This window comes from uncultured Clostridium sp. (assembly GCF_900547735.1).
In the GTDB taxonomy this organism is placed as follows: Bacteria; Bacillota; Clostridia; order Lachnospirales; family Lachnospiraceae; genus Otoolea.
Genome location: NZ_URHZ01000116.1, coordinates 1 through 12,347, shown reverse-complemented (window position 1 = coordinate 12,347; position 12,347 = coordinate 1). Strand labels below are relative to the sequence as shown.

Below are 12,347 nucleotides of genomic sequence, written 5' to 3'. Positions count from 1 at the left end.
CCGGGGCGGCGACCGTCATCCTTGCCATGGAGGCGGGACGTGCCGGGGCGCGCGGAATTGACGAGTATCTGTCGGGTAAAAGATAGCAGGTTTTAGTCACACGGGCAGAGAAAACTAAAAGCAATAAATTTAAGAACAGTCAATTTAAAAACAGTAAATTTAAGAACAGAGAAGTCCAAAGACAGCAGAATTGTCTTTGGACTTTTTTTGATTGAGTGGCAATAAAAAGTTCGCGAAGCGTGCTTTTCGTTGTTATCCAGATAGAAAGAACGAAAATGAATAAAAATATTCATAAATAATCATTGACAAATAAAAACCAACATGATATAAAATAGATATGAATAAAAAAGTACATAAAAAATATAAATGAAATAAAATATTCAATATTAGATAAAACAAAAGACTAAGGGATGGAGGATATCAAATGAATGTTACTCTAATGGACTGCACGCTGAGAGACGGAGCAAATGTCGTGGGAAAGGGATTTTCGGCTGAAATTACGGATATGGTTCTGGAAGGACTGACCTCGTGCGGGGTTCCGATTATTGAAATCGGAAATTCCGGCGGAATCGGGGCATATGAAGTGGCCGGGTTTACGGACGCGGAGACTGACCTCACCTATCTGGAAATTGCGGGGAAGTATCTGAACCGGGGCTCTGAGATTGGGATGTTTCTGAATGCAAAGCGCTACAGGGAAAAGAATGTGGAGCTTGCAAAAGACTGCGGACTTCATTTTCTCAGGGTAGGTGCCGATGCAGGGGATGGGGAGACTGCCGTCAAGGTGATTAGGGATATTAAAAAACGCGGCATGCGGGCATTTTATTCGGCAATGAAGGCCTATATTCTCAGCGCAGATGAGCTGGCCGAGGAGGGCAGGAAACTGGAGGACGCAGGCTTGGATGAGATTACAATTATGGATTCTGCCGGCACCATGCTCCCGGAGCAGGTTGCAGAGTATACGGCAAAACTCAGCCGGGCGGTATCGATTCCGGTTGCGTTCCACTGCCATAACAACCTGGGCCTTTCCGCGGCCAATGCCATTGCGGCCTATCAAAATGGGGCGGCGATTCTGGACTGCGGACTGATGGGAATGGCGAGGAGCGCCGGAAACCTTGCAACCGAAATCTGCGTGGCGATGATGCAGAGGTATGGCCAGATGGAGGAAATTGATTTATACGGTCTGCTGGATTTTATCGACAACCGGCTGGAGCCGGCGATGGAACCGTTTAATTACCATAATTCCGTCAAACCGGTTGACCTGGTGCTTGGCAAGTCGGGCTGCCATTCCAGCTTCCTGAAGAAATTCAGGGCGGCGGCCGAGTCGGAGAAGGTCAATCTGTACCGTCTGATTATGGAGGTGTCGGCCGTGGACCGGAAAAGCCCGCCGGAGGAACTGATATATAAGACGGCAAAGAATATCGGCCGCAGCAGATAAACCGGAATAAGAAAGAGAACAACATCAGGGGAAATAACGTCAGGAGGAAATAACATGTTCAGCAGAAGAGCAAATAACGTAACGCCATCCTTTACCGTGGAACTGAACGCAAGAATCGCAGAGCTTAACCGCAGCGGTGAGGATATCATCAAACTGAATATCGGGGAACCGGATTTTAACACGCCGGACAATATTAAAGATGCGGCAAAGGCGGCAATTGACAATAATTTTACAAGATATACTCCCATACAGGGCATTCCGGACCTCCGAAAGGCCATCATCGATAAATTGAGGGAGGACAACGGAGTAGAATACACCATGAACGAAGTCTGCGTCACTACCGGAGCCAAACAGGCGCTGTTTGAGGCAGCGCTGACGCTGGCCGACGAGGGCGACGAAGTCATTATTCCCACACCGTGCTGGGTAAGTTATGTAGATATTGTAAAGATTGCGGGAGGGATTCCGGTGCAGGTTCCCGCTGTCGGGTATGGAAAAGACAGATATCACCTGGATTTAAAGGCAATCGCAAAAGCCGTTACCCCCAGGACAACCGCAATCATCATCAACTCCCCGAACAATCCGGCCAGTGTCGTCTATACGCGTGAAGAACTGGAAGGGCTTGTGGCGCTGGCGGTGGAAAACGATTTCTGGATTATATCGGATGAGGTATATGAAAAACTGCTGTACGACGGCTCCGAACATATATGTGTCGCATCCATTTCACCGGAGGCGAAAGCGCATACGGTAGTGGTAAATGGATGCTCAAAGAGCTATGCAATGACGGGATGGAGACTGGGATATGCGGCGGGGCCCGAGAACTGCATGAAAAAAATCCGCGGCCTGCAGGGGCATATCACATCCGGCATTAACTCTATCACACAGAAGGCGGGGGTAGAGGCAATCATGGGCCAGCAGAGGTCCGTGGAGGCAATGAGGCAGGAATTTGACAGACGCAGGCAGATGATGGGGGAAAAACTGCGGGCAATTCCTCATGTTGAAACAACGGACTCCCTGGGCGCCTTTTATTATCTGCCCGATGTTTCATGGTATTTCGGAAAAAAGTGGCAGGGAGGAGTGATTGAAAATTCCATCGATATGGCAACCTATCTTTTGGAGACCGTCAAGGTGGCGGTAGTGCCGGGAGACGCATTCTATGCGCCGGGATGCCTGAGACTATCCTACTCGAATTCCATGGAAAACCTGGAGAAGGGCCTTGACAGACTGGCATCTGCGCTGGCAGCATTAAGAAGAACATGAAGAGAGGAACAAAAGAAAGGAAGGAAGAAAGTGAACACAGCGGAGGAAAAGATTGAATTTCTGTCCCGGTATCTTCCATGTATCACACAGGTGGAGGATAAGGAGAAGGCGGCGGCAGTGGCGGACGTATGGAGGAAGGCGCTTCGGATGAGCCCCTGGGAGACGATTGACCAGGCAAAATTTAAGGAAGGAATGGATCATGTTTCCCTGATTTCCCATGTCAATTCGGCGATCGAATGTGCTCTTGCCATGAACCGGATTATCAAAAAATATCATGACGTTGAATGTGATGAACAGCGTCTCATTCTGTTCGGCCTGCTTCATGACGTGGATAAAGTCGTCGAATATGAATATGACGGACAGGGAGAGCTGGTAAAAAGCGATATTGCAAAGAAAATCCAGCACGGCGTCCTGTCGGCCATGCTGGCCAGGGAGGCGGGATTTGACATGGATATGATCCATCTCATTATCACCCACACCCACGACCAGAATATGAAACCGGCGTTCAGGGAAGGAATCCTGTTTGGATATGCAGATCTCTGTGACTGGGAGATGACCTGCAAATATGCAGAGCCGTAAAGAAAAGAGGGAGGGGTATTACAATGGAAAAAGAAAATAAACTTTATTTTCACGGAGGACTTTTAGGGGCATGGATTCCCATGATTACATTTGTCGTCATCATGATTACGGCGGCGCTGACAGGCCATATTTCACTGATGGTATTTGCCGCCGGAGCGTTTGTGGCCGTATGCACGGGATTTATTCTCAGCAAGGATAAAAAAGAATTTGACAACGCCGTGATAGACGGCGTAGGGGATCACATGCTGGCGACCATGACCGTGGCATTTATCATGGCGGGAATTCTATCACAGCTTTTGCGCCAGAGCGGCCTGATTCAGGGCCTGATATGGCTTTCCTCACAGCTTCACCTGAATGCAAACTTTCTGCCGGTAATTACCTTTATCACCTGCGTGCTGATTTCAACGGCATGCGGCACCACAGGGGGAACATGCGCGGCTGTGACGCCGATTATGCTTCCGCTGGCCGTGGGCTTTGGCTGCAATCCGGGACTGATTGTCGGCGCAATAATGAGCGGCAGTATTTTCGGTGACAACCTGGCTCCGATCTCCGATACGACGATTGCATCGGCAATGACACAGGAGACGGACGTGTCAAGCGTTGTGAAAACGAGACTTCCGTATTCCATCATAAGCGGCGTGGGAGCAAGTCTTTTGTATATCTACTTCGGTTTCAGGACCCTGAACGCGGAAGCGGTCATGACCCAGGTGGACGCCTCCAAGGCTCCGTCCCTGGTAATGCTGATTCTACCTGTTATTATGGCGTTTTTGATGACAAAGGGAGTGGGGCTTGTTTCCACCATGCTCGTCTGCAATATGCTGGGGATTGCCTTAAATCTGGCCCTGGGTCTTATCCCGTTCAGTACGATGATTTCGGCAGACGGTCCGGTGGTGGCCGGTATCTCCGGAATGGCGGGCCTGATTTTATTCTGCATTATGCTCTTTGCCGTGCTGGAGCTTACAAAAAGATCCGGTGCATTTGACCAGCTAATCAGCGGCATTCACAGTAAATGCGATACGCCGCAGAAAGCGGAGCTGGCCAGCGCTGGAATGACGATTTTCGGCATGATTGCAATCGCGGCCAGTACGGCCAATATTATCATAGTGGGGCCTTTTGTCAGGCAGCTGACAAAAAAGTTTCATATTGCCAGGACCAGGGGGGCCAATATTACGGATGGCCTGAGCACGGCTTTCGGAGGCATCGTTCCCTACAATTCCTCTTTCCTGCTCTGTATGAGCCTCGCGGCAGCGTCGGGAGTGGTTGCGGATACATTTTCCTTCAGGGAGGTACTGCCGTATTGCTTCCACAGTTATGGACTGATTATTCTCTATGTCGGCAGCGCCCTGACCGGAATCGGACGCAAATTTGAAAACAGCGGGGCATCTGAAACAAATTAAAATTGAATGAATCGGTAAAAAAATAAATGAGTGAATCGGTAGGAGCGAATCAGTAAATCAAAAAGAAAGAGTTGTTGAATAATATTTTCCTGCAATATTTTTTGACTATTATTGACCAGAATTATTTGCTGTGCTATTTTTAATCTATAATCATTTGCAGTTCAAATAAATCCGGAGGTCGTACAATGAAAAGTATTGCTGAAAAAATAAAAGAAATGAAACTGACAAAGGCGGATGCCGTGATAGCGGAGTACATACTCGAAAATTTCGATACCATTGGAATCCTGACATCCTCGACGCTGGCGGAGAAAATCGGCGTCAGCGATACCTCGGTAATCCGCTTTATCCGTAAACTCGGCTACAGGGGGTATTCCGATTTCCGAAGTGAAATGAACGCCCGGATGGCGGCCCAGTATAATAAGGAACAGTCACTTTTAATGCCCGGTGAAAAATATACACAGACGAAGAGCCGGTTAAAACAGGACAGCCTGATCCGGGACGTCAGCAGCTATATCCTTGATAATCTGGAGAAAAGCTTTGCAAAGCTGGACGGCAAGGTGATTGAGGAAGTTGCGGATATCATCCTGAACAGCAATTCCAAATATATAGCCGGTTTCCGCGGTACCGCAAGCTGCGCCTACTATCTGGCAAACAGGCTGTTAATGCTGGTCCCTAGGGTAATTACCATTTCCCATGCGGACGCATCGGCCGTGGAGACAATCATGGATATCACGGAAAAAGACTGTCTGGTGGTGTTCAGCTTTGCCCGCTATTCCGAGATTAACAAATCGGTGATCGACATTGCGAAAAAAAACGGCGCAAAGGTGATACTGATAACCGACCGCCAGACCTCCCGGTTTGCGGCGCAGGCGGATATTGTGATTATCACAAAGGTCGACGGCCTGGGATTTGCCAATTCCTATGTGGCCCCGTTCGGCGTGTCGGAAATTATCCTGCTGGCCGTCAGCGGCCGGGGGAAAGAGGAGTGCGATGAGCGCATACATCTGTTGGATGCGGTAATTAATGAAGAGAAACTGTATTAAAGGGGGAGCGTTACGGCCGGCCATTCCCACGTCCGCCATCTTCCGGAGATGTCCTCGCATCCCAATTAAAACTAAAATGCGGAGGTTTAAAATGAATTTTACAGATGACATGTTTCCTGAAGAAGAGCTGGAAGAAATACGTTCCCTGTTTTATTATACGGAGCGTGATCCCGAGGGGAATAAAAGACTGTTTTTCGACAATGCGGGAGGTTCGCTGCGCCTGAAACGGGCAGAGGATGAATTTCACAGAATCAGCAGCTATCCGGATGCGCCGGGACATTCCAACCGGCTGGCCGGTATTTTGGAGGAAGCTGCAAAACAGGGACGGCGTGATCTGAAAGAGGTTATATTTAACGCGGCCGGAGGAGCGCTTTATCCCGGCTATACCGCTTCGGCCGTCATGATGGAAATGACCCGGGTAATCAGTGAAAATGCCGTAGGAACAAACTATGTGACAACGGTCCTGGAACATCCGTCCGCCTTTGATGCAATGGAATTCTATGCACGGAAAAACGGCTGCGGGCTCAGGGTGGCACAGGCCAACCGGGAAACCGGGGGAGTGGATGCCGGGGAGGTTCTGTCACTGATTGACAAAAACACCGCAGTCCTTTCCTGCATGGCAGCCTCCAATATTTCGGGCTATCAATATGACATTGAAACAATCTTCAGGGAGGCACGGAAAATTAATCCGGATCTTTATATTATCTGCGATGCCGTCCAGCATGCGCCCCACGGCACGCTGGATCCGGAGAAATACGGAGTCGATGCGATGAATTTTGCCCCGTATAAGTTCTTTGGCGTCCGGGGATTTGGAGTTGCCTATCTCTCCGACAGGGCAGTGCGCCTGGAACACAACAGGCTGTCTGGTAAACCGGCGGATGAATGGCTGGCCGGCAGCGAAACGCCCGCCCATCTGGCGGCTCTCACGGAAATTGTAAATTATGTGACGGCATTGGGAAAGAAAAAGGCGTCCGGCTGTACGGACCGAAGAAAACTGTTTGAACTCGGTATGGCCCGGATAGCCTCCCATGAGAGAGGACTGCTTCGGATTATGCTGGAGGGAACCGAAAGGGAAAAAGGCCTCCGCCATATTGAAGGAGTTAAGGTACAGATGGACGGCAGGGACTTAAGGACCCGTGATCTGATTCTGGGAATCGAATTTGAACGCCTAGGCGCCAAACAGGCGGCGGCCGAGTATGAAAAACGCGGCATCATCACATTTGAGAGAACTTATGACAGCATTTATTCCACAAGGATGCTCGATGCATTTGCATCCAAAGGCGTTGTCAGGATATCCCCTCTCCATGTCAACACTCCCCGGGAGATGGAAGACTTTTTGAAAGTGACATCTGAAATAGCAGGACTTTAAATAAACGGTTTTTATAGGGAAAGAGCGTAATAAAAAATGAGAATCGGCCTTTGCCTGCCGCAGCGTGAGATCAGCCGCGGCAGGCAAAGGCCGATTTTTATGGTTCAGTGTATCATGCTGACGTGATATTGCCGTGAGAGGGGCGGATAAGTTCATCGAGTTTGGCGGGGCTTTCCACAACAGCCATGTTTCCATAGGCATTACCTATGAAAATATTTGTTTTCAATATTTTACAACCGCCTTATGATCAGATACCATTAAAGAAAAGATTCCGGCCCCGTTTGCAGGACCGCCGGAGTGAAACCAAATAAAACATACAGATAATACAAGGAGGAAATACTATGTTATACAATGCAGCAGAACCGGAATTTTACGACTTAATCGACGCCGACGCGGTGCTTGAACCGATCTCGGTGGGACACAAGGTGACGGAGGGGATTATGTGGTGGCCTCAGAATGACTGTCTGATCTTTTCCGACATGGGTGTGGGAAAGGTGTACAAATGGAATCCAGCGACCTACGAGACAACCGTAATTAAATTTCCAAGTAACATTTCCAACGGTAATTTTATCGACCGCGAGGGCCGTATCGTGACATGTGAGCATGCAACCAGTTCCATCACACGTATGGAACCGGACGGGCGTTATATGAAAACGCTGGCCTCACACTATGACGGCAAGGAGTTAAACAGCCCCAACGATATCATCGTGGATTCCAGGGGCCGTATCTGGTTTACGGATCCGGTGTACGGACGCACCAGCAAGGTGGCCGGAATTGCCCGCGAGCCGGAAATGGGATTCCAGGGCGTATACTGTATCGACGAGAGCGGAAAACTGATACTCGCCCGCAGCGATTTTGAGCAGCCCAACGGCCTGTGCATGGAAATCGGCGAAGAGACCATGCTGGTGAACGATACCCCGAGACAGGAGATACGGAGATTTAAAGTGGAGGACGACGGCACCTTAAGCGGCGGGGCGGTTGTATGCGAAGTCGGCGGACGTCCCGACGGAACCAAGATCGATGCGCAGGGAAATATTTTCACAACAGCCACGGGTGATGTTTTCGTCTTCGATAAGAACGGCCGGAAACTCGGTGAAATCCACGTGCCGGGAACCTGCCGGAACTTCTGCTTCGGAGGCCCGGACCGCTCCGAACTCTACTTTGCGTGCGAGACGATCTACCGCCTTAAGACGAAAACACAGGGAGCCGAATTTTTTAAATAGAAAATAGAACGGCAGAATCCGCACCGTTTAAAGCCGGGAGCGCCCGGCGGGAAAAGTATTTCCCGCCGCCGCTCCTTTTTTGACGGCCGGGGAAAACCTCCGGGAATGCCTGTGAAAAAATGTCTCCGATGCGTCTCAGCGACAAAAACCGTCTCCCCGGACTGTAAGCTCTTCCTGTCCCTGGATACATCCGCCGTCACCAGAAACGAAAAATTAACATATATCACGTTTTTTCGCATACTTCCTATAGTAAAAGATGGAAAAGTGGTATATAATACTAACTGCGAAATGATGCAGTACAGCAGTAAAAGGATAAATTAATTATAGAGGAGGACCACCATGCTTAAACTGGAGAATGTTTCTTATGAAATCCAGGAAGAAAAGGGACAAAAAGGTATTATCCACCATGTCGATCTGACGATAAATGATGACGAGTTTGTGGTGATCACAGGACCGAACGGCGGCGGTAAATCTACGCTTGCAAGACTGATTGCAGGCATAATCAATCCGACCGGCGGAAGAATCCTGTTTAACGGCGAAGATATCACGGGAAAGAATATTACCGAGAGAGCCAATATGGGAATCAGCTTTGCATTCCAGCAGCCGGTACGTTTTAAGGGAGTCCAGGTTCTCGACCTGATCCGGCTGGCGGCAAAACAGAACATGTCTGCGGCGGATGCCTGTAAATATCTGTCGGAGGTTGGACTTTGCGCCAAGGACTATATTAACCGTGAGGTGAATGCGAGTCTTTCGGGCGGCGAACTGAAGAGGATTGAGATTGCCACCGTACTGGCCAGGCAGTCCAGCCTTTCCGTATTTGACGAACCGGAAGCCGGAATCGATCTCTGGAGTTTCCAGAACCTGATTCAGGTATTTGAGCGGATGAGGGCAAAGACAAAAGGCTCCATCATGATTATTTCCCATCAGGAGAGGATTCTTAACATTGCAGACCGGATCGTGGTGATTGCCGACGGGCGTGTATTAAAAGAGGGGAAAAGGGAAGAGGTGCTTCCGAAGATTCTGGGCACATCCTCGGCAGTAGAAGCCTGCGATTTTTTCAGGAGGGATAATTAATGGATCAGATTCAAAAAACATTACTGGAAGAAGTTGCCGACCTGCACGGCGTGCCGGCAGGCGCTTATAATATCCGCGCCAACGGACAGATGGCGGGAAGAAATACGACGGCAAACATAGATATTGTTACAAAAGAAGACAAATCGGGAATCGATATCAAAATCAAAGAAGGAACCAGGAACGAGAGTGTCCATATCCCGGTTGTTTTAAGCCAGAGCGGATTGATGGAGATGGTGTATAACGATTTTTACGTTGGTGATAACGCCGATGTCACAATCGTAGCGGGATGCGGCATCCACAATGGAGGCGACGCGGCGTCCGAACACGACGGAATCCACCGTTTCTTCATCGGAAAGAATGCAAAAGTCCGCTATGTGGAGAAACATTACGGGGAAGGCGACGGAAAAGGAAAGAGAATCCTGAACCCGACCACGGAAGTTACAATGGAAGAAGGCAGCTATTTAGAGATGGAAACCGTGCAGATCAAGGGTGTGGATTCCACGATCAGAAAGACGGTGGCCGATCTGGCGGCAGGCGCTAAGATAGTCATCAAAGAACGCCTTCTGACACACGGCAGCCAGGATGCGGAGAGCAGCATTATCGTCAATTTAAACGGTGAGGATGCCAGCGCCAACGTCATGTCACGTTCCGTGGCAAAAGAGGAGTCCCATCAGAAATTTGTATCAGTTATCAACGGAAACAGCCGGTGCGCCGGCCATACGGAGTGCGATGCAATCATTATGGGTAATGCGAAAATCCAGGCGGTTCCCGAACTTACGGCCAACGATCCGGACGCAGCCCTGATTCACGAGGCGGCGATCGGCAAGATTGCCGGAGACCAGATTGTCAAACTGATGACACTGGGACTTACGGAATCCGAGGCAGAGGAGCAGATTGTCAACGGCTTCTTAAAATAACAGTCATATTTTCACGTCTTTCCGCATATATTTAGATGTAATCTGAGAAAGTAGGCAGCATAATCGTTTGGCCGAAGGCTGAATTGAACCAGGCAGCTACTGTCCACAGAAAATCTGAGGATATGTATATGGACAATCAAAAAGCGGAAAATCTTCTGAATCTGGCCATGGATGCCACTCCGGAAGAACGTGAAAAATCGCCCGCGCTGAGCGTTGGGTTTAACAGAGAAGAGAAACGGTGGGAACTGATCGTAAAATACAACGGAGATCTGAACGTAATCCTCGATGCATTGCCTGAAATCCGGGCGATCCCGCTGTCGGGCGGTTATGCGATCATGACGGTACCGGAATCACTAATAGAGTCTTTGGCAGGTTTTTCACAGGTTGAATATATTGAAAAACCGAAAAGGCTCTATTTTTCCGTTAACAGAGGAAAAAGTAATTCGTGCATCAACCCGCTGCAGGAAGATGGAAGTGGCCTGACCGGGCGGGGTGTCATCACCGCAATCATTGACTCGGGGATTGATTATTATCACCGGGATTTCAGGGATGCACAGGGAAAAAGCCGTATTCTGGAGCTGTGGGATCAGGATCGCGATACGGTATACACCCGCGAGCAGATTAATGAGGCGCTGGAGGCGGGCAGCCGGGCGGCGGCTTACCAGATTGTGCCTGAAAGGGATGTGAGCGGGCACGGAACGGCGGTGGCCGGGATTGCCGCGGGAAGCGGGCTGGAAGGCGACGGACGGTACAGAGGCATTGCCTGGGAGAGCGATCTGATTGTTGTAAAGCTGGGAGTCCCTGCCGCCGATTCATTTCCCAGGACAACGGAGATGATGCGGGCCCTCGACTACGTGGTCAACCGGGCTATTTTTTACCAGAAGCCCCTGGCGGTCAATTTGAGTTTTGGCAATACATACGGTTCACATGACGGAACCAGCCTTTTGGAAACATATATCGACATGATGGCCGGGCAGGGAAAGACAACCGTAGTCGCGGGGACAGGCAATGAGGGCAGCACCAGAGGCCACACCGCCGGTTTCCTGACCGAAGGCCATACGGATGAGATAGAGCTGTCGGTCGACGACTATGAAACAGGCTTCGGCGTGCAGCTCTGGAAATTATATGTAGACAGTTTTGATATTATACTGGAAGGTCCGGGCGGCACCTCGGTAGGCCCGATCAACAGCCAGCTCGGTTCACAGCGGATACGTTTTGCAAGGACCACGGTTCTTCTCTATTACGGAAAACCCAGCCCCTATAGCAAAGCCCAGGAAATCTACTTTGACTTCATACCACGGTACGACTATGTTGAGAGCGGAGTCTGGAAGATAAGGCTGGTTGCAAGGCGGATTATATCGGGGCAGTATGATTTCTGGCTTCCATCGGAAAACGCGCTGAACCGGGCCACCCATTTCCTGCGCCCCACCCCGGACACAACGCTCACCATCCCGTCCACCGCCCTTAGGGTCATATCGGTGGGCGCATACAACGACTCCTACCAGACATACGCCGATTTTTCAGGCCGGGGTTTTACAAGACTCGACAACCTGATCAAACCGGACCTGTCCGCTCCCGGAGTCAACGTCATGACCTCCCGCGCCGGAGGCGGCTATGAGCCCGTCACGGGAACCTCCTTCGCCACCCCTTTCGTCACGGGGAGCGCGGCTCTGCTGATGCAGTGGGGAATCGTAATGGGGAACGATCCGTTCCTTTACGGAGAAAAATTAAAGGCCTACCTGATCCGCGGAGCAAGACACCTGCCGGGCGAAACCGTTTATCCCAACCCGCGCCTTGGGTGGGGAACGCTGTGCCTGGCGGCATCCCTGCCCGTTTAAATAAAGCATAACGGTGATTTTCATCAGCCTATTGATACACTAATATAACTATGAAAAGTAGTTTTAATTGCATTAGAAATTGCCGGATGTTATAATGTGGCCATACATTTGGTGGGAGAATGAAAAATGCAGAAGCATGTCAGACAGGGCATATTTGACGTATGAGGATTTAGTTGAGATGCGAGGACGCCTCTGTAAGACGGCGGACGGGGGAG

Annotated in this window: 10 protein-coding genes; all 10 read left to right on the top strand. The window is 50.0% G+C overall.

Annotation, left to right across the window (positions count from 1 at the left end; translation table 11 throughout):
- Positions 1 to 424 precede the first annotated feature (424 nt).
- The 10 genes from QZT18_RS22355 to QZT18_RS22310 all read left to right on the top strand — a co-directional run bounded on the left by QZT18_RS22355 (position 425) and on the right by QZT18_RS22310 (position 12,132).
- Positions 425 to 1,435 carry a 4-hydroxy-2-oxovalerate aldolase gene (locus QZT18_RS22355; RefSeq protein WP_294151724.1) on the top strand — a complete coding sequence of 337 codons (1,011 nt, stop codon included), beginning with the start codon at positions 425 to 427 and terminating at the stop codon, positions 1,433 to 1,435.
- A 54-nt stretch (positions 1,436 to 1,489) separates the two neighbouring features.
- Positions 1,490 to 2,692, top strand: a complete 1,203-nt coding sequence (locus QZT18_RS22350; RefSeq protein WP_294151722.1) for a pyridoxal phosphate-dependent aminotransferase — start codon at positions 1,490 to 1,492, stop codon at positions 2,690 to 2,692.
- Between the two features lie 30 nt (positions 2,693 to 2,722).
- Positions 2,723 to 3,271: an HD domain-containing protein gene (locus tag QZT18_RS22345; protein ID WP_294151721.1), complete on the top strand. Its 549-nt coding sequence runs from the start codon at positions 2,723 to 2,725 to the stop codon at positions 3,269 to 3,271.
- A 23-nt stretch (positions 3,272 to 3,294) separates the two neighbouring features.
- Positions 3,295 to 4,668: a Na+/H+ antiporter NhaC family protein gene (locus tag QZT18_RS22340; RefSeq protein WP_294151720.1), complete on the top strand. Its 1,374-nt coding sequence runs from the start codon at positions 3,295 to 3,297 to the stop codon at positions 4,666 to 4,668.
- 185 nt (positions 4,669 to 4,853) lie between these two features.
- Positions 4,854 to 5,711, top strand: a complete 858-nt coding sequence (locus QZT18_RS22335) for a MurR/RpiR family transcriptional regulator (protein WP_294151719.1) — start codon at positions 4,854 to 4,856, stop codon at positions 5,709 to 5,711.
- Positions 5,712 to 5,802: 91 nt separating this feature from the next.
- Positions 5,803 to 7,080 carry an aminotransferase class V-fold PLP-dependent enzyme gene (locus QZT18_RS22330; RefSeq protein WP_294151718.1) on the top strand — a complete coding sequence of 426 codons (1,278 nt, stop codon included), beginning with the start codon at positions 5,803 to 5,805 and terminating at the stop codon, positions 7,078 to 7,080.
- A 341-nt stretch (positions 7,081 to 7,421) separates the two neighbouring features.
- Positions 7,422 to 8,303, top strand: coding sequence for an SMP-30/gluconolactonase/LRE family protein (locus QZT18_RS22325; RefSeq protein WP_294151716.1), 882 nt, complete (start codon positions 7,422 to 7,424; stop codon positions 8,301 to 8,303).
- 339 nt (positions 8,304 to 8,642) lie between these two features.
- Positions 8,643 to 9,377, top strand: a complete 735-nt coding sequence (locus QZT18_RS22320; RefSeq protein ID WP_294151714.1) for an ABC transporter ATP-binding protein — start codon at positions 8,643 to 8,645, stop codon at positions 9,375 to 9,377.
- Positions 9,377 to 10,294 carry a SufD family Fe-S cluster assembly protein gene (locus tag QZT18_RS22315; protein ID WP_294151712.1) on the top strand — a complete coding sequence of 306 codons (918 nt, stop codon included), beginning with the start codon at positions 9,377 to 9,379 and terminating at the stop codon, positions 10,292 to 10,294. Before QZT18_RS22320 ends, QZT18_RS22315 begins: the two co-directional genes overlap by 1 nt.
- Before the next feature lie 128 nt (positions 10,295 to 10,422).
- Positions 10,423 to 12,132 (top strand): S8 family peptidase, encoded by a 1,710-nt coding sequence (locus tag QZT18_RS22310; RefSeq protein WP_294151710.1) that lies wholly within the window; start codon positions 10,423 to 10,425, stop codon positions 12,130 to 12,132.
- The last annotated feature ends 215 nt before the right edge of the window (positions 12,133 to 12,347 follow it).